This window comes from Pseudomonas sp. Sample_21, from assembly GCF_004307525.1.
GTDB classification, from domain to species: domain Bacteria; phylum Pseudomonadota; class Gammaproteobacteria; order Pseudomonadales; family Pseudomonadaceae; genus Aquipseudomonas; species Aquipseudomonas atacamensis.
Window position 1 is genome coordinate 1 of sequence record NZ_RCNZ01000074.1, and the last position, 15881, is coordinate 15881.

The 15881-nt window shown below is 58.9% G+C and carries 18 protein-coding genes; 5 read left to right on the top strand and 13 right to left on the bottom strand.

Translation table 11 applies throughout. From position 1 onward, the window contains the following. Nucleotides 1–17: 17 nt before the first annotated feature. On the bottom strand, nt 18–491 hold the full coding sequence (gene bfr / locus D8U71_RS12870) for a bacterioferritin (protein WP_016773403.1): 474 nt from the start codon (nt 489–491) through the stop codon (nt 18–20). Nucleotides 492–691: 200 nt separating this feature from the next. After that, nucleotides 692–910 (bottom strand): bacterioferritin-associated ferredoxin, encoded by a 219-nt coding sequence (locus tag D8U71_RS12875; protein WP_003227725.1) that lies wholly within the window; start codon nt 908–910, stop codon nt 692–694. Between the two features lie 312 nt (nt 911–1222). On the opposite strand from D8U71_RS12875, the gene D8U71_RS12880 reads away from it, so the two are divergent. Further along, nucleotides 1223–1825, top strand: a complete 603-nt coding sequence (locus D8U71_RS12880) for a peroxiredoxin (protein WP_003227723.1) — start codon at nt 1223–1225, stop codon at nt 1823–1825. Nucleotides 1826–1899: 74 nt separating this feature from the next. Here the strand turns inward: D8U71_RS12880 and rnt are convergent, their stop codons facing one another. Continuing rightward, complete coding sequence (gene rnt / locus D8U71_RS12885) at nt 1900–2577, bottom strand: ribonuclease T (RefSeq protein ID WP_016773404.1); 678 nt, start codon at nt 2575–2577, stop codon at nt 1900–1902. Then, the gene (gene pyrC, locus D8U71_RS12890; protein ID WP_016773405.1) at nt 2574–3620 is read right to left on the bottom strand and encodes a dihydroorotase; all 1047 of its coding nucleotides are present in this window, start codon (nt 3618–3620) and stop codon (nt 2574–2576) included. Before pyrC ends, rnt begins: the two co-directional genes overlap by 4 nt. Nucleotides 3621–3780: 160 nt before the next feature. On the opposite strand from pyrC, the gene D8U71_RS12895 reads away from it, so the two are divergent. Both D8U71_RS12895 and D8U71_RS12900 read left to right on the top strand, forming a co-directional pair. Beyond that, entirely contained in the window at nt 3781–4695 is a 915-nt protein-coding gene (locus D8U71_RS12895) for an OmpA family protein (RefSeq protein ID WP_122507760.1), read from the top strand. A 129-nt stretch (nt 4696–4824) separates the two neighbouring features. Beyond that, on the top strand, nt 4825–6042 hold the full coding sequence (locus D8U71_RS12900) for an argininosuccinate synthase (RefSeq protein WP_011335737.1): 1218 nt from the start codon (nt 4825–4827) through the stop codon (nt 6040–6042). 123 nt (nt 6043–6165) lie between these two features. Here the strand turns inward: D8U71_RS12900 and D8U71_RS12905 are convergent, their stop codons facing one another. Further along, entirely contained in the window at nt 6166–6879 is a 714-nt protein-coding gene (locus D8U71_RS12905; protein ID WP_110646234.1) for a hypothetical protein, read from the bottom strand. Between the two features lie 432 nt (nt 6880–7311). Here D8U71_RS12905 and D8U71_RS12910 point away from each other — a divergent pair, with 432 nt between their 5' ends. Further along, complete coding sequence (locus D8U71_RS12910; RefSeq protein ID WP_016773408.1) at nt 7312–7938, top strand: response regulator transcription factor; 627 nt, start codon at nt 7312–7314, stop codon at nt 7936–7938. A gap of 88 nt (nt 7939–8026) precedes the next feature. On the opposite strand, the gene D8U71_RS12915 is transcribed toward D8U71_RS12910, so the two are convergent. From D8U71_RS12915 to metG, 8 genes are all read right to left on the bottom strand, one after another. Next, nucleotides 8027–8206: a hypothetical protein gene (locus tag D8U71_RS12915; RefSeq protein WP_125925647.1), complete on the bottom strand. Its 180-nt coding sequence runs from the start codon at nt 8204–8206 to the stop codon at nt 8027–8029. Nucleotides 8207–8313: 107 nt separating this feature from the next. After that, the gene (gene nth / locus D8U71_RS12920; RefSeq protein ID WP_016773410.1) at nt 8314–8952 is read right to left on the bottom strand and encodes an endonuclease III; all 639 of its coding nucleotides are present in this window, start codon (nt 8950–8952) and stop codon (nt 8314–8316) included. Further along, nucleotides 8949–9521 (bottom strand): Rnf-Nqr domain containing protein, encoded by a 573-nt coding sequence (locus D8U71_RS12925; protein WP_024014156.1) that lies wholly within the window; start codon nt 9519–9521, stop codon nt 8949–8951. Before D8U71_RS12925 ends, nth begins: the two co-directional genes overlap by 4 nt. After that, complete coding sequence (locus D8U71_RS12930) at nt 9518–10126, bottom strand: RnfABCDGE type electron transport complex subunit G (RefSeq protein WP_130887905.1); 609 nt, start codon at nt 10124–10126, stop codon at nt 9518–9520. Before D8U71_RS12930 ends, D8U71_RS12925 begins: the two co-directional genes overlap by 4 nt. Continuing rightward, nucleotides 10123–11106, bottom strand: a complete 984-nt coding sequence (locus D8U71_RS12935; protein WP_130887906.1) for an RnfABCDGE type electron transport complex subunit D — start codon at nt 11104–11106, stop codon at nt 10123–10125. The genes D8U71_RS12930 and D8U71_RS12935 overlap by 4 nt, the downstream gene beginning before the upstream one ends. Then, nucleotides 11093–12097, bottom strand: coding sequence for an electron transport complex subunit RsxB (gene rsxB, locus D8U71_RS12940; protein ID WP_130887907.1), 1005 nt, complete (start codon nt 12095–12097; stop codon nt 11093–11095). Before rsxB ends, D8U71_RS12935 begins: the two co-directional genes overlap by 14 nt. Next, nucleotides 12094–12663: an Rnf-Nqr domain containing protein gene (locus tag D8U71_RS12945; RefSeq protein WP_024014152.1), complete on the bottom strand. Its 570-nt coding sequence runs from the start codon at nt 12661–12663 to the stop codon at nt 12094–12096. Before D8U71_RS12945 ends, rsxB begins: the two co-directional genes overlap by 4 nt. 114 nt (nt 12664–12777) lie before the next feature. Further along, on the bottom strand, nt 12778–14829 hold the full coding sequence (gene metG / locus D8U71_RS12950) for a methionine--tRNA ligase (RefSeq protein WP_130887908.1): 2052 nt from the start codon (nt 14827–14829) through the stop codon (nt 12778–12780). A gap of 216 nt (nt 14830–15045) precedes the next feature. On the opposite strand from metG, the gene D8U71_RS12955 reads away from it, so the two are divergent. Then, nucleotides 15046–15881, top strand: an 836-nt coding sequence (locus D8U71_RS12955) for an Mrp/NBP35 family ATP-binding protein (protein ID WP_130887909.1), incomplete at its 3' end; no start/stop codon positions are given.

A 15881-nucleotide genomic window follows, 5' to 3' on the forward strand; every position in this document is an offset into this window, starting at 1 on the left:
GTTTCACTCGACAGCTCCTACTCTTCGCCCATCTGCGACTGCAGATAGTTTTCCAGGCCGATCTTGTCGATCAGGCCGAGCTGGGTTTCCAGCCAGTCGATGTGTTCTTCTTCCGACTCGAGAATGTCTTCGAGCAGTTCACGGCTGCCGAAGTCGCCAACGGTTTCGCAATGGGCGATGGCGGCTTTCAGATCGGCGTGGCCGGTCTTTTCGATGCGCAGGTCGCATTCGAGCATCTCGCGGGTGTGCTCGCCGATGTGCAGCTTGCCCAGGTCTTGAACGTTCGGCAGGCCTTCAAGGAACAGGATGCGCTTGATCAGCTTGTCCGCGTGTTTCATCTCGTCGATGGATTCGTGATATTCGTGCTTGCCGAGCTTGTTCAGACCCCAATCTTCATACATGCGCGCATGCAGGAAGTACTGATTGATCGCGACCAGCTCATTGGCGAGGATCTTGTTGAGATGCTGGATGACTGTAATGTCGCCTTTCATGATCGGAGTCCTGCCCTGAATTAGCCGTATATAAGGCGGAGTTTGAGCTTGGCAGTTATAAGTGTCAAACCTAAGTTATTGAATAATAAATGAAAATTAATCGGAATAAGAATGTTTGTGTTCCGCGTCTGGACGCTAAGCAATTGATTTTCAGGCATAAAAAAACCGGACATCTAGTCCGGTTCTTTGAAATGGGGCATTTACGCAGCAGTAAATTCTACCGGGTAAGGGATCGCGGCCTGGGCGGTTTGCAGCTTGGTCAGGGTTTCGCGCACCACTTCCTTGGCAAGGCAGGCGCATTTGCCACACTGGCTGGCGACGCCGGTGGCCTGGCGAACTTCTTTGTAGCTGCAGCAACCTTCATAGATCGCTTCGCGGATCTGTCCGTCGGTGACGCCAGTGCAGAGGCAAACATACATAAGTAAGAACCGTCGCTGGTTGTGACTCAATTGCGATGGATCTTAATGTTAACGAGAATGATTGTCAAAGTGCTTTCGGAACGCTTCGCAGCCAATTTCCCGGCGACTGACGAACGGTATTTTCCAAATGCTCGTCTGACCCCATGAATACGCAGTGGATAACCGAACAGGGAAAATCCGTTACGGACAGGCCAAACACGCAGTGTATGATGGTCGTCCCTTGCGAAGAGGGTTCGTGTCACAGGGCTGTCGCCTGAGGGTGACAGGCTGGCCCGGACCCTGAACTTCAAGTTTCTACACCAGGAGATATCAATGAGCGTACTCGTAGGCAAACAAGCCCCAGACTTCACCGTCCCGGCCGTACTCGGCAATGGCGAGATCGTTGACAGCTTCACCCTGTCCTCGGCCATCAAAGGCAAATACGGCCTGGTGTTCTTCTACCCGCTGGACTTCACCTTCGTCTGCCCGTCCGAGCTGATCGCTCTGGACAACCGCATGGCTGACTTCAAGGCGCGCAACGTTGAAGTGATCGCTGTGTCGATCGACTCGCACTTCACCCACAACGCCTGGCGCAACACTCCAGTGAACAATGGCGGCATCGGCCAGGTGAAATACACCATGGCTGCCGACATGAAGCACGACATCGCCAAGGCATACGACGTTGAATCCGAAGGCGGCGTGGCTTTCCGTGGCGCGTTCCTGATCGACGACAAAGGCGTGGTTCGCTCGCAGATCATCAACGACCTGCCGCTGGGCCGTAACATGGAAGAGCTGATCCGTCTGGTCGACGCGCTGCAATTCCACGAAGAGCACGGCGAAGTCTGCCCGGCCAACTGGAAGAAAGGCGACAAAGGCATGAACGCTTCGCCGGAAGGCGTTGCGGCTTACCTGACCGAGAACGCTGCGGCCCTGTAAGGCGCAACGTCGAGGTACAAAAAAACCGGCCCACGTGGCCGGTTTTTTCATGCGCGGGATTTGTTCGCCGACGATCAGTCGTCGAAGTCTTCCCAGCCGCCCATCTGCTTCCAGCGATTGACGATGCCGCAGAACAGCTCAGCTGTCTTTTCGGTGTCGTAACGCGCCGAGTGCGCTTCACGCCCGTCGAAATCGATGCCGGCGGCCTGACAGGCTTTCGCCAGCACGGTCTGACCATACGCCAGACCCGCCAGGGTCGCGGTGTCGAAACTGGAGAACGGGTGGAACGGGTTGCGCTTCATGTCCAGACGCGCAACTGCTGCGTTGAGGAAGCCCAGGTCGAAACTGCTGTTGTGCCCGACCAGAATCGCCCGCTTGCAGCCGTTGGCTTTGAGCGCCTTGCGGATGCCACGGAAGATGTCGGTCAGCGCGGTTTCTTCGCTGACGGCCATGCGCAGCGGGTGATCGAGCTTGATCCCGGTGAACTCCAGCGCTGCCGCTTCAACGTTGGCGCCTTCGAATGGCTCGACGCGGAAGAAGTAGGTGTGATCCGGGTAGACGAAACCCTTTTCATCCATGGCGATGGTGGTCGCGGCAATCTCCAGCAAGGCATCGGTGGCTGCGTTGAAGCCACCGGTTTCTACGTCGACGACAACCGGCAGGTAGCCGCGAAAGCGCGCTGCCATCGGATGACGGGAACCGCCGCCGCCACCTTGACCGTCCAGTTCATCGTCGAAATTGTCTTCACTCACGCGTGTTCCTCCAGCAGGCGCCAGCGCAGTTTTTCACCGGCGCGCAGCGGGATAACGGTCAGCTCGCCAAATGGCAGACTGGTCGGGGCGGTCCATTCTTCACGGACCAGGGTGATGCGATCGGTATTTGCCGGCAGGCCGTAGAAACGCGGGCCGTTGAGGCTGGCGAAGGCTTCGAGCTTGTCCAGCGCGTTACGCTGTTCGAACGCTTCGGCATACATCTCGATGGCGGCGTAAGCGGTGTAGCAACCGGCACAACCGCAGGCGGCTTCCTTGGCGTGCTGGGCGTGGGGCGCCGAGTCGGTGCCGAGGAAGAACTTGGCGCTGCCGCTGGTGGCGGCGTCGAGCAAGGCTTCCTGATGGGTGTTGCGCTTGAGAATCGGCAAGCAGTAGAAGTGCGGCCGAATCCCGCCGACCAGCATGTGGTTGCGGTTGTACAGCAAGTGATGCGCGGTGATGGTCGCGCCGACGTTGGCCGAAGCCTCGTTGACGAACTGCACGGCGTCGCCGGTGGTGATGTGTTCGAACACCACTTTCAGCGTCGGGAAACGCTCGACCACGCGGCGCATGTGCTCGTCGATGAAAATCTTTTCGCGGTCGAATACATCGACGTCGCCACGGGTGACTTCACCGTGGATCAACAGCGGCATGCCGACTTCGGCCATGGCTTCCAGCGCCGGGAAGATCTTGTCGATGCTGGTCACGCCGGAATCGGAGTTGGTGGTCGCGCCGGCCGGGTACAGCTTGGCGGCGTAGACGAAACCGCTGGCCTTGGCCTGACGAATTTCTTCCGGTTGGGTGCGGTCGGTGAGGTACAGCACCATCAACGGCTCGAACTGACTGCCGGCCGGGCGGGCAGCGAGAATGCGCTGACGATAGCCGTCGGCTTCAGCGGCGTTGCGCACCGGCGGTACCAGGTTCGGCATGATGATCGCGCGCCCGAAGGTGCGGGCCACATCGGCAACGGTATTGGTCAACACGGCACCATCGCGAAGATGAATGTGCCAGTCGTCGGGACGCAGCAGGGTCAGGCGGTCGGACATGAGGGGATTCCAGGCGGGTCAAACTGAGGCGAATGCTACCGGAAAAGACTCTTGCAGGCACCCGCTATCAAGTTTTGCCACACGCGTCCGATATCCCGGAGGTATGCCGTAAACATTGTGTGAATCGGTGTTTGTGTTTCACAAGCCAATGGAGCCTCCCGTGCGCCAGCGTTATTTAGCCCTGCTCAGTGTGTTTGCCAGCCTTCCCGCGATGGCGCTGACTTACCAGACCCGTCTGGAGAACATTGAGTGGACGGTCGCCGGCGACCAGTTCGAATGCCGCCTGACGCAACCGATCACCGATTTCGGCTCGGGCGAGTTCGTGCGCAAGGCCGGTGAGCAGGCGATCTTTCGCCTGAATGCCTACAACGCCATGCTTGGCGGCGGTTCGGCGACTTTGCTCGCTGCCGCTGCACCTTGGCAGCCAGGGCGTGGCGACATCAATCTGGGCTCTGTGCGTCTGGGCAGCGGCAATGTGTTGTTCAACAGCTCGCAATCCCAGGCCGGGGGATTGATCAGCGGTCTGCTGGACGGTCGCAGCCCGGTGGTACGCCGTGCGTCTGGCGATGGCCGCGTCTCCGAAGTGCGTTTGTTGCCGGTGAAATTCAGCAAGGCGTTCAACGACTATCAAGGCTGTGTGGCGAAATTGCTGCCGCAGAATTTCGACCAGATCAAGCAGTCGCAGATCGGCTTCCCCGGCGAAGGCGTTGAGCTGGACCCGGCTGCCAAGGCCAAGCTGCAAGTGATGCTCGAATACATGAAGGCCGACCCGACGGTGAACCACATCGACCTCGACGGCCATTCCGACAACAGCGGCAATCGTCTGACCAACCGCGAATTGTCGCGCCGCCGCGCGCTGGCGGTGGTGGATTTCTTCAAGGCCAACGGCATTCAGGAATCGCAGATCACCGTGCGTTTCCACGGCGAGCAGTATCCGATCGTGCCCAACACCAGCAAGGCCAATCGTGCGAAGAACCGTCGGGTCAACGTGAAACTGTCGCGCGTCGCACCGACTACCGCCCCGGCTCCGGCGCCGCAAGCGGGTACGCCAGCCACCGCCGCAACGACTTCCTGACTCGCTGGTCATCGTCGCGCTCTCGACAGATTCTGTCGCTTTGTCGTCTTAAGCTGTCGCGCCTCTGTAAATTATCGCGTTTGAGCGGTAGACTCCCCGGCTTTCCGTAGAACCCCGTGGAGTGATGGCATGGCGGACGTAAACAAGGTCGTTCTGGCGTATTCCGGCGGCCTGGACACTTCGGTGATCCTCAAGTGGCTGCAGGATACTTATAACTGTGAAGTGGTGACCTTCACCGCTGATCTCGGTCAAGGCGAAGAGGTCGAGCCGGCCCGCGCCAAGGCTCAGGCCATGGGCGTCAAAGAAATCTACATCGACGACCTGCGCGAAGAATTCGTGCGTGATTTCGTGTTCCCGATGTTCCGCGCCAACACCGTTTACGAAGGCGAGTACCTGCTGGGTACTTCCATCGCCCGTCCGCTGATCGCCAAGCGCCTGATCGAAATCGCCAACGAAACCGGCGCCGACGCCATTTCCCACGGCGCCACCGGCAAGGGCAACGACCAGGTGCGCTTCGAACTGGGCGCCTACGCGCTCAAGCCAGGCGTGAAAGTCATCGCCCCTTGGCGCGAGTGGGACCTGCTGTCCCGGGAGAAGCTGATGGACTACGCCGAGAAGCACGCGATCCCGATCGAACGCCACGGCAAGAAGAAATCCCCGTACTCGATGGACGCCAACCTGCTGCACATCTCTTATGAAGGCGGCGTGCTGGAAGACACCTGGACCGAGCACGAAGAAGACATGTGGCGCTGGACCGTCTCCCCGGAGAAGGCTCCCGACACCCCGCAGTACCTGGAACTGACCTACCGCAACGGCGACATCGTCGCGCTGGACGGCGTCGAAATGACCCCGGCCACCGTACTGGCGACGCTGAACAGGATCGGCGGCGAGCACGGCATCGGTCGTCTCGACATCGTCGAAAACCGTTATGTCGGCATGAAGTCCCGTGGCTGCTACGAAACCCCGGGCGGCACCATCATGCTGCGCGCTCACCGCGCCATCGAATCGATCACTCTGGACCGCGAAGTCGCTCACCTCAAAGACGAGCTGATGCCCAAGTACGCCAGCCTGATCTACACCGGTTACTGGTGGAGCCCTGAGCGTCTGATGCTGCAACAGATGATCGATGCTTCGCAGGTCAACGTGAACGGCGTAGTGCGCCTGAAGCTGTACAAGGGCAACGTCATCGTCACCGGTCGCAAGTCCGATGATTCGCTGTTCGACGCCAACATCGCCACCTTCGAAGAAGACGGCGGCGCTTACAATCAGGCCGATGCGGCGGGCTTCATCAAGCTCAACGCGCTGCGCATGCGCATTGCTGCCAACAAGGGCCGCAAGTTGTTCTGAGTGGCTCAGACCCACGCGCAATAAAAAAGGCGGCCAGTTCAGGGCCGCCTTTTTTTCGGAATTTTCATCGGGTTCATCAAGCCGTTTCTCTTGTCTGCCCGCTTGCGGGATGTGCCACGCCTGTCAGCTGGTTCGCCCCAGCAGGGTAACTGTCTGTGTGCACAGGTTGTAAACGACACACAGTGTTGCACCTGAGCTTTTCTTCGCCTGTTTGATCTGTTGCAGCGAAGTATGCGCCAGAGAGTCCGAAACATGATTCGACAGAAAAACCAGCACTCGCGGATTTTTTTTACCGGCGCTCCGAAGAGTGTCGAGAATCGCATCGAACTCCCTGGACGCATCAACGTCCCGGGCGTCGATGATGTTCAGTTCGCTTATCAGCGGTGACAGTTTGATCGTCTGCACCACGGGGTTCGCTTGGCCATCGATATCGGTTGGTGGGTCAGGCGCGTTGTGAATCCTGCATGGACGCTGGAATCCGCCGCTCCCAGTGTTGCTGGACACGACGCAGCTGGTTATCTCGAAAGCGCACGATCCATCGGTTTTTCGCAACGGTACTTTTCGTTCGCTGTCGCGTTCCGAATGTTCAGCCGCCTTCAGGAAATTTTTGTCCTTGCCGAAATCCGAGGGCGAGTAGAGTGAGCGGTGGTTGAAGTTCAGCGTGATAAAAAAAAGAAATAACAAGTAAAACGGAAAGCTGATCAGAAACCAGACATAAATCTCCCGGTCCTTGTTGTCGAGAAACGGCAGCGATACCGCCGCTGAAGTTTCCGAGATAATGGCGAATATCGCGATGACGGTCATTGGGTTAGTGATCTTTTTCGTTATCTTGAGCATGATTCAAGTTCTATGCTGTTTGTTTGAGGTTGAATATTTCTATATATAGCAAAAGCCTTCATTGGAGTTTCAGGCTGTTGTTTCAAGTTTTATAGAAGGGCTGCCGGTGCGTCGAATATGCAGTAGCGGCGGTTCGTTACGTCATATGTCGAATCGGCAGCCGGCAAAAGTGGTCCAGGAAATTTCAGATGGCTCGATTGGAATTCGCAGCTGCGTAGGACGTGTGCGCAGTAAACGGAAATTCGCTGCGGTCTTGAAGGACGGGAAGCAGTTGCGATGGATGCGACGGGACCTATTTGTGGGAATTATCCTCAATGCCTGTAGGGAATGTCTCTCGATGCAAATGCGTGTAAAAGTTGCCATCCCTTGAAGCAAGTGACTGGGATATCGTGCGTGTTCTAAAAAATCGAACAGCGAAAACTGGACTTGCCCATGAATAAAGTGCTGATCGTGGATGACCACCCCGTCATTCGACTTGCGGTACGTATGCTGATGGAACGGCATGGCTACGAAGTCATTGCAGAAACGGATAATGGCGTTGATGCACTACAAATTGCTCGTGAACAAATACCGGACCTTGTCATTCTGGATATTGGAATACCCAAACTCGATGGACTGGAAGTTATTGCTCGCCTGACTTCCACCGCCATGCCGGTGAAAGTGCTGGTGCTGACTTCCCAGGCTCCCGGACATTTTTCAATGCGTTGCATGCAATCGGGTGCAGCGGGTTATGTGTGCAAGCAGCAGGATCTGACCGAACTGCTGAGTGCGATCAAGGCAGTTCTGTCCGGCTACAGCTATTTCCCCAATCAGGCCCTGCACACTGTGCGTACCAGTCTGGGCAATGCGAGTGAGGCGGACATGGTTGATCGTCTGTCCGGGCGGGAAATGATGGTGTTGCAGCAATTGGCGCGCGGCAAGACCAACAAGGAAATCGCCGACGGCATGTTTTTGAGCAACAAGACTGTAAGCACTTACAAGACTCGCCTGTTGCTGAAACTCAATGCGCGGTCTCTGGTTGATCTGATCGAGTTGGCGCAGCGCAACGGCCTGGTTTGAACGATTCGACAGCTGAGACCGTCATGGGCCGATCAAGCTCGGTTGTCGCAGAAAATGAAAAGCCTCCGCTTCGGGAGGCCTTCAGGTATCACAGATCAAAATCGTAATCGGCCAATTGCCTTTGCAGTCGGCGCTCCTCAAGCAGGTTGTCGATTGTGCGACGCTTGCTGAGGTTGGTCTTCGCCACCTCGACCACCGGTTCGATCTCATCGGCCTCGACGGCAATAAAATCTTCTTCTACATCCAGTTGCTCTTTGTCGGTACTCATGAAGTCAACTCCCGGCTAAGACTGCCTTTGGCGCTCCTTATATCGACATTACTGCGGCGGGTAAAAAAGATTTTTTCAATCGATGGATACGAAAAACCGATGACGGCTCAATCGTCAGAAGTTTTATGTTTGTATTCGCACAGATCTTCGATGCGGCAGCTGCCACAGCGCGGTTTACGCGCCAGGCAAACATAGCGGCCATGCAAAATCAGCCAGTGATGGGAGTCGAGCAGGAATTCTTTCGGTACAAACTTCATCAGCTTCATTTCAACTTCCACCACATTTTTCCCGGGCGCGATGCCGGTGCGATTGCTGACGCGGAAAATGTGCGTGTCGACCGCCATGGTCAATTGACGGAAAGCGGTGTTGAGCACCACGTTGGCGGTCTTGCGCCCGACGCCGGGCAAGGCTTCCAGTTCTTCCCGGGTTTGCGGAACTTCGCCGCCGTGGCGTTCAACCAGCAAACGGCAGGTTTCAATGACGTTCTTCGCTTTGCTGTTGTAGAGGCCAATGGTCTTGATGTACTCCGACAGCCCCTCTACACCCAGCGCATGAATCGCGGCGGGTGTATTGGCGACGGGAAAGAGTTTGGCCGTCGCCTTGTTGACCCCGACATCGGTGGACTGCGCCGAAAGAATCACCGCAATCAGCAGCTCGAACGGCGAAGAGTAGGCCAGTTCGGTTTTCGGCTCGGGATTGTCTTCGTGCAGTCGGCGAAATATCTCAAGACGTTTTGCAGCATTCATGGGCGATGCGTTTCCTTGATGACAGAGTTGCGGGGTGTCCACGCTTGACGTACGGCGAGAAGCAGGCCCAGTAAAACCAAAGCGCCGGGGACCAGCGTAAACAGCTGCAGCCCATCGGGGAACAAAACCAGACCTTGCCAATGCTCCGAAAGGCCTCGGCCAAGGCTGCCATAACCGATGATCTCGCGCAGCCCGCCGACCACCAGCATGAGCGCGCCGAACAAGGCGCAGCGTTTTAAGCTGACAGCGACGGGCTCGCGGAAGGCACCGTGGTATTCAAGCACGACGCAGTGCAAGGCGATCAGCCCTATGTAGAGCTCAGACGTCTGCTGCCATGACAAAAGCCAGCGTTGCGCCATGATGTTTGCGCAACTGGTCAGCGTCGCGGCAAGTATCAGGCTGGCTAGCAACGCACGGGTGCCCGTCAGGCGTTCGCGCAGCGGCGACATGCAAACGGCAAAAACGCCGAGCACCGCGCCGAGCATCAAGGTTATCCCCAGTGCAGCGCTGAGTGTTTGTGTGGCGCCCAATAGCGGCACCAGCATCAATAAACTCGCCGTGCGTTTCATGAGCCAGCCCCTAACAGCAGCGCCTGATGCTCATCGAAATAACGCAGTGCGTCATGAATCGCGTTGATGGCGGCACGGGAGGTAATGGTCGCGCCAGCGATTTGATCGAACTGCCCCTGATCCTTTTTCAGCGCCCAACCGGCGTCTGTCGGCTCAGTGCGGGATTTGCCGAGGAAGGTCTGAAGCCAGGCATTCGGCCATTCACCGATGTGACCACCCAATCCCGGCGTTTCGCGCTGCTCAAGGGTTTTCACGCCTAGAACTCTGCCGTTTGCATCGATGGCTATCAGCAGTTCCAGAGTGCCTGCGTAACCTTCGCTGCGACTGCGCAACAGCACCGCAACTGTCTGTCCGGAGCGGGTCGCTCGATAGCCGCCTGACAGCGTGCTATGGCGCAAAACAGGCTCGGTGAGCTTCGTCAGCGGTTGCTCCAGCGGCTGATTGTCGTAGAGCGCGGCAGGCATGACATCGAGCAGTTGGCGGCTTTCGAGCAAGCGCTGCTCGCTGGCAATCTGCGGTGCACTGCTGCGCTGCAGCACGTATGTCGCGCTCACGCCAACGAGAGCCAGCAGTACAACCGTCACGACACTCACCGAGCGGTTCATGTGCTCACCGGCAGATGGCGGCTGGCGGCGAAGCGCTCCAACGTCGGCACCAGCAGATTCATCAGCAATACCGCAAACGCGACGCCGTCCGGGTATCCGCCCCATGTGCGAATCAGGTACGTGAGCAAGCCGACGCCAATGCCGAACAGCAGGCGGGCGAGGGCGCTTTTCGCGCCGGACACAGGTTCTGTCACGATAAAAAATGCACCGAGCATGGTTGCGCCGCTGAGCAGATGAAACAGCGGCGAACCATGGGAATCGGACCCCGATCCGTTCCAGCACAACAGGCTGATGAGGAACAGACTGGCGAGCATCCCCACCGGCGCATGCCAGGAGAAGATCCGCCGCTGCAACAGCCACAGACCGCCGAGCAGAAACGCCAGATTCACCCATTCCACACCGCGCCCGCCGAAGCGGCCGAAGGCCGGGTTGCTGGCGAACAGCTCATCGATGGTCAGGCTTTTATTGATGCGCAGACTGTCCAGTGCCGTGGCCTGAACCCAGGCGTCCGGCGCTTGAGCCGGGTTGAAAACCTGTTGCAGCGCCGAAAGGAAATCAAGGCCATGGCCCGGCCAGTGCGTCATCCCTTGCGGGAACAGCACGATGCTCAAGGCGAAGCCAAGCATGGCTGGGTTGAACGGATTTTTACCAACCCCGCCGTACAGGTGTTTGCCGAATAACAAGCCTGAAATGGTCGCGGTGATCGTCAGCCACCAAGGGCAATAGGCGGGAAGCGCAACGGCCAGCAACAGCGCACTGACCAGTGCACTGCCATCGCGCAGCGTCGGTTGCACGGCTTGTCGACGCAGGCTGGCGACGGCAGCTTCGACGAGCAAAGCGCTGATGACCGCCAGCAGCAGATTGATCAACACGCCCCAGCCATAAAGCCAGAACAAAGCGAGCAGCCCCGGCAGCGCTGCGAGCAGCACGGTATTCATCGCCTGTTGCAGGCGATCGTCCGCTGCCTCAAGGGGTGGCATGGTTTTGCACCTGGCGCTCGGCGTCAGTCACGGCTTGCTCCAGTGCTGCGATCTGCTCCGGCGCAGCCTCCGCTGCCTGGGCTTTTTTCAGTTCGGCGCGGCGCATGGCCAACTGGATCTTGGCTCGCTTCAGTTCGGCGTCGTTGGTCGGTGCGGGAACGGCGGGAATTGCCGGTTGGCTGCTTTCCAGATTCGCCAGTGCTTGCTCGGCGGCTTCGAATTGTTGCTGCAGGACGATCAATTGCGACTGCTGCTCGAATGTCGGCGGATGGCCGAAGGCTTTCAGCGATTTGTGCAGTTGCGCTCGACTCATCGCCACATCGACCTTGGCCTTCTTCAGCGCCGCATCGGCGTTCGCGGCTTTTTGCGCACGCACCCGCTCCAGCGCAGCCTGCACCGGGTCGGCGGTCGAGACTTGCGGTTGTGCCGCACGCGCGGCTCGCGCTTCACGTTCGGCCTGCTTTTGCTGTTCTTCACGCAGCAGGCGCTGATTGCGGCGCTCGAAACGCTGGCGCGCGTGGTCACGTTTGATCGCGCGGGCGCGCTGTTCTTCGAGATCAAATGCGAGACCGCCAACCACTGGGATCGTGTTCGCAGGCAAAGGATGCATTTCGATGCAGTCGACCGGGCACGGCGCAACGCACAGATCACAACCGGTGCATTCGTCGATCAGCACCGTGTGCATGAGTTTTGCCGCGCCGACGATGGCGTCGACCGGGCAGGCCTGAATGCACTTGGTGCAGCCGATGCATTCGGCCTCGCGGATGAAGGCGACTTGCGGCGGTGCCGGGCCACGGCTGATGTCCAGTTCCAGGACCGGTATTTTCAACAGCTCGGCCAGGGCAGCGATGGTTTCTCCGCCGCCCGGCGGGCACTTGTTGATCGGCTCGCCGTCAATAATGCCTTGCGCATAGGGTTTGCATCCGGGATGGCCGCACTTGCCGCATTGGGTCTGCGGCAGCAGGGCATCGATGCGTTGAAGCAGACTCATGTTTTGATCAATCCACTGAATCCGAGAAAAATCACTGCGATCAGTCCGGCGCTGATCAGGTCGATCGGCAGGCCGCGAAAGGGCAGGGGAATATCGTTGTCGGCCGTGCGCTCGCGCAGGTCGCAGAACACGCTCAACACCAGCCAGAAACCCAGCCCGGCGCCGAGACTCAATGCTGTCGCGTGCAGCAGGCCTTGATCATTTTGCGCATTGATCAACGCCAGCCCGAGTACGCCGGCATTGCCGAGCAGCAGCGGCCACAATCCGTCGAACGGCCAATCCGGCAGCCCGCCCGCCAGCAGTTTCAGCAGCGGCGCGATCAACAACACACTCAACGGCAGAAACACGAACAGGCGCAGCGCTTCAAGCTGCAACGGCAGCAGTATCCACTGCCAGATCGCCTGACCGATAACGCCGACCACCACCATCAGGCACAACGTCGCCAATCCCAGCGCATGCACTTGGCGACGGCTGCCCGCCAGCAGCGGAGCGACGCCCAGCGGCCAGTGCAACACGAAGTTGTTGAGCAGCGCAGCACTGATCAGCGTTAACACGAGTTCGGTCATGGTTCTGCCAGCGAAACGGGCGGGTGTCTCTTAAGGGTAGGCACTATCGGGCCAGATATGAAAAATCCCACCGGCATGCAGAGCACGTCGGTGGGATCGTTTTATCGCAACGTCTTACTTGATGCGCTGACCCGGCTTGGCGCCGCTGTCAGGGCTCAGCAGGTAGATCTCTTCACCGCCGGGACCGGCTGCCATCACCATGCCTTCGGAAATACCGAACTTCATTTTCCGTGGCTTGAGGTTGGCGATCATCATGGTCAGGCGACCGTCGAGCTTGGACGGGTCCGGATACGCGCTCTTGATCCCGGAGAACACGTTGCGTTGCTCGTCACCGATGTCGAGGGTCAGGCGCAGCAGCTTGTCCGCGCCTTCGACGTGTTCGGCCTTGACGATCAAAGCGACGCGCAAATCGATGGCGGCAAAGGCGTCGAAATCGATTTCCGGCGACAGCGGATCCTTGGCCAGTTCGCCGTTGCCTGCAGGGGCGGCTGCGCCAGTGTCGGTCTGGCTGGCGGTCAGGTCTTCCTTGGAGGCGTCGGTCATGGCTTGCACTTTTACCGGGTCGATACGGGTCATCAACGGTTTGAATTCGTTGAGCTGGTGATTAGCCAGCAGGGTGGTGTGGTCATTCCAGGTCAGCGGCGCGACGTTGAGGAACGCCTCGGCATCTGCGGCCAGCAGCGGCAGTACCGGTTTGAGGAAGATCACCAACTGGCGGAACAGGTTGATGCCGGTGGCGCAGATCGCCTGGACTTCATCCTGCTTGCCTTCCTGCTTGTTCAACGACCACGGCGCCTTGTCGGCGATCCACGCGTTGGCGCGGTCAGCCAGGGCCATGGTTTCACGCATGGCGCGGGCGAAGTCGCGGGCCTCGTAAGCGTCGGCAATGCTCGGCGCGGCGGCGAGGAAGGCCTCGGTCAGCTCCGGCGCGGCATTGTTGTCGACCAGCAGGCCGCCGTTGCCTTTGTGGATAAATCCGGCGCAACGGCTGGCGATGTTGACCACTTTGCCGACCAGGTCGGAGTTGACCTTCTGCACGAAGTCGTCGAGGTTCAGATCGAGGTCATCGACGCCACGGCCCAGCTTGGCTGCGTAGTAATAGCGCAGGTATTCCGGCGATAGATGATCGAGATAAGTGCGGGCCTTGATGAACGTGCCGCGCGACTTGGACATTTTCTGACCATTGACGGTCAGGTAGCCGTGCACGTTGATGCCGGTCGGCTTGCGGTAGCCGGCGCCTTCGAGCATGGCTGGCCAGAACAGCGCGTGGAAATTGACGATGTCCTTGCCGATGAAGTGGTACAGCTCGGCAGTCGAGTCCTTGCCCCAGAACGCGTCGAAGTCCAGCTCCGGCGTGCGGTTGCAGAGGTTCTTGAAGCTGGCCATGTAGCCGATCGGTGCATCCAGCCACACGTAGAAATACTTGCCCGGTTCGCCCGGAATCTCGAAACCGAAGTACGGCGCATCGCGGGAAATGTCCCACTGCTGCAGGCCGGCATCCAGCCATTCGGCGATCTTGTTGGCCACGGCGTCCTGCAGGGTGCCGCTGCGGGTCCAGGTCTGCAGCATTTCCTGGAAATCCGGCAGCTTGAAGAAGAAGTGCTGGGAATCCTTGAGCACCGGAGTGGCGCCGGAGATAGCAGACTTCGGATCCTTCAGGTCGGTCGGTGCGTAGGTCGCGCCGCATTTTTCGCAGTTGTCGCCGTACTGGTCTTCGGTGCCGCATTTCGGGCAGGTGCCCTTGATGAAGCGGTCGGCCAGGAACATCTTCTTTTCCGGGTCGAAATACTGCGTGATCGAACGCTGGGCGATGTGCCCGGCGTCACGCAGCTTGAGGTAGATCTGGCTCGACAGCTCACGGTTTTCTTCGGCGTGAGTGGAGTGGAAATTGTCGAAATCGACGAGGAAGTCGGCAAAGTCGGCGCTGTGTTCAGCCTGCACGTTGGCGATCAGTTGTTCCGGGGTGATGCCTTCCTTTTCCGCGCGCAGCATGATCGCCGAACCGTGGGCGTCGTCGGCGCAGACATAGATGCATTGGTTGCCGCGATGCTTCTGGAAGCGCACCCACATATCGGTCTGGATGTATTCCAGCATGTGGCCAAGGTGGATCGAACCGTTGGCGTAGGGCAGGGCGCTGGTGACGAGGATCTTGCGTGGCTCGGACATGGGGCTTCGCTACTTGATGAAACGGAGGTCGGCCACTATAAAGCGCCGGCGCATATTTTTCACCCCTGCGCCACTGGGTACTTTGAGAGCTCGTGTGGTGAGGGGATAAGTCCCCTCACCACGGTGGCTTTTCAGCGCAAGTAATCTGTTCGCCTCAAATCGGTGTCCAGCGTACGATAGCCGCCATCTTTTCCAGTCTTGTTATCGGAGTTGCCCATGAGCGCCGTCACTCGCGCAGCGGTGGAAGCCGTCCTCAGCCAATACACCGACCCCTACCTGAACCAGGATCCGGTCAGCGCCGGGTGCGTGAAAAACATCGAGATCATCGGTGACCGCGTCAATGTGCAGCTGGAAATCGGCTACGCCGCCGGCCTGTTCAAGAGCGGTTGGGCGCAATTGCTGCAACTGGCCATCGAAAACCTCGACGGCGTGGTCATCGCCCGCGTCGAGGTCACCAGCGTGATCGCCGCGCACAAGGCCCAGGCACAGATTCCCGGGCTGGCCAACGTCAAGAACGTCGTCGCCGTCGCTTCCGGCAAGGGCGGCGTGGGCAAATCCACCACCGCTGCCAACCTCGCGCTGGCGCTGGCCCGGGAAGGTGCCAAGGTCGGCATCCTCGACGCCGATATCTACGGCCCGAGCCAGGGCATCATGTTCGGCATTCCCGAACGCACCCGGCCCGAGGTCAAGGATCAGAAATGGTTCGTGCCGCTCAAGGCCCACGGTGTGGAAGTCATGTCGATGGCGTTCCTGACCGACGACAACACGCCGATGGTCTGGCGCGGGCCGATGGTTTCCGGGGCGCTGCTGCAACTGGTCACGCAAACCGCGTGGGGCGATCTGGATTATCTGGTCATCGACATGCCGCCAGGTACCGGCGACATCCAGCTGACCCTGGCGCAGAAAGTCCCGGTGGCCGGCGCCGTCATCGTCACCACCCCGCAGGACCTGGCATTGCTGGACGCTCGCAAGGGCGTCGAAATGTTCCGCAAGGTCAACATTCCGGTGCTGGGCGTGGTGGAAAACATGGCCGTGCACATCTGCTCGAACTG

Bases quoted from the DNA above. Each gene is read 5' to 3' on its own strand.
- D8U71_RS12875 (WP_003227725.1), bottom strand. From the start codon at position 910: ATGTATGTTTGCCTCTGCACTGGCGTCACCGACGGACAGATCCGCGAA.
- D8U71_RS12935 (WP_130887906.1), bottom strand. From the start codon at position 11,106: ATGCCACCCCTTGAGGCAGCGGACGATCGCCTGCAACAGGCGATGAAT.
- D8U71_RS12925 (WP_024014156.1), bottom strand. From the start codon at position 9,521: ATGAAACGCACGGCGAGTTTATTGATGCTGGTGCCGCTATTGGGCGCC.
- D8U71_RS12915 (WP_125925647.1), bottom strand. From the start codon at position 8,206: ATGAGTACCGACAAAGAGCAACTGGATGTAGAAGAAGATTTTATTGCC.
- D8U71_RS12880 (WP_003227723.1), top strand. From the start codon at position 1,223: ATGAGCGTACTCGTAGGCAAACAAGCCCCAGACTTCACCGTCCCGGCC.
- D8U71_RS12900 (WP_011335737.1), top strand. From the start codon at position 4,825: ATGGCGGACGTAAACAAGGTCGTTCTGGCGTATTCCGGCGGCCTGGAC.
- metG (WP_130887908.1), bottom strand. From the start codon at position 14,829: ATGTCCGAGCCACGCAAGATCCTCGTCACCAGCGCCCTGCCCTACGCC.
- pyrC (WP_016773405.1), bottom strand. From the start codon at position 3,620: ATGTCCGACCGCCTGACCCTGCTGCGTCCCGACGACTGGCACATTCAT.
- nth (WP_016773410.1), bottom strand. From the start codon at position 8,952: ATGAATGCTGCAAAACGTCTTGAGATATTTCGCCGACTGCACGAAGAC.
- bfr (WP_016773403.1), bottom strand. From the start codon at position 491: ATGAAAGGCGACATTACAGTCATCCAGCATCTCAACAAGATCCTCGCC.
- rsxB (WP_130887907.1), bottom strand. From the start codon at position 12,097: ATGAGTCTGCTTCAACGCATCGATGCCCTGCTGCCGCAGACCCAATGC.
- D8U71_RS12930 (WP_130887905.1), bottom strand. From the start codon at position 10,126: ATGAACCGCTCGGTGAGTGTCGTGACGGTTGTACTGCTGGCTCTCGTT.
- D8U71_RS12910 (WP_016773408.1), top strand. From the start codon at position 7,312: ATGAATAAAGTGCTGATCGTGGATGACCACCCCGTCATTCGACTTGCG.
- D8U71_RS12905 (WP_110646234.1), bottom strand. From the start codon at position 6,879: ATGCTCAAGATAACGAAAAAGATCACTAACCCAATGACCGTCATCGCG.
- D8U71_RS12945 (WP_024014152.1), bottom strand. From the start codon at position 12,663: ATGACCGAACTCGTGTTAACGCTGATCAGTGCTGCGCTGCTCAACAAC.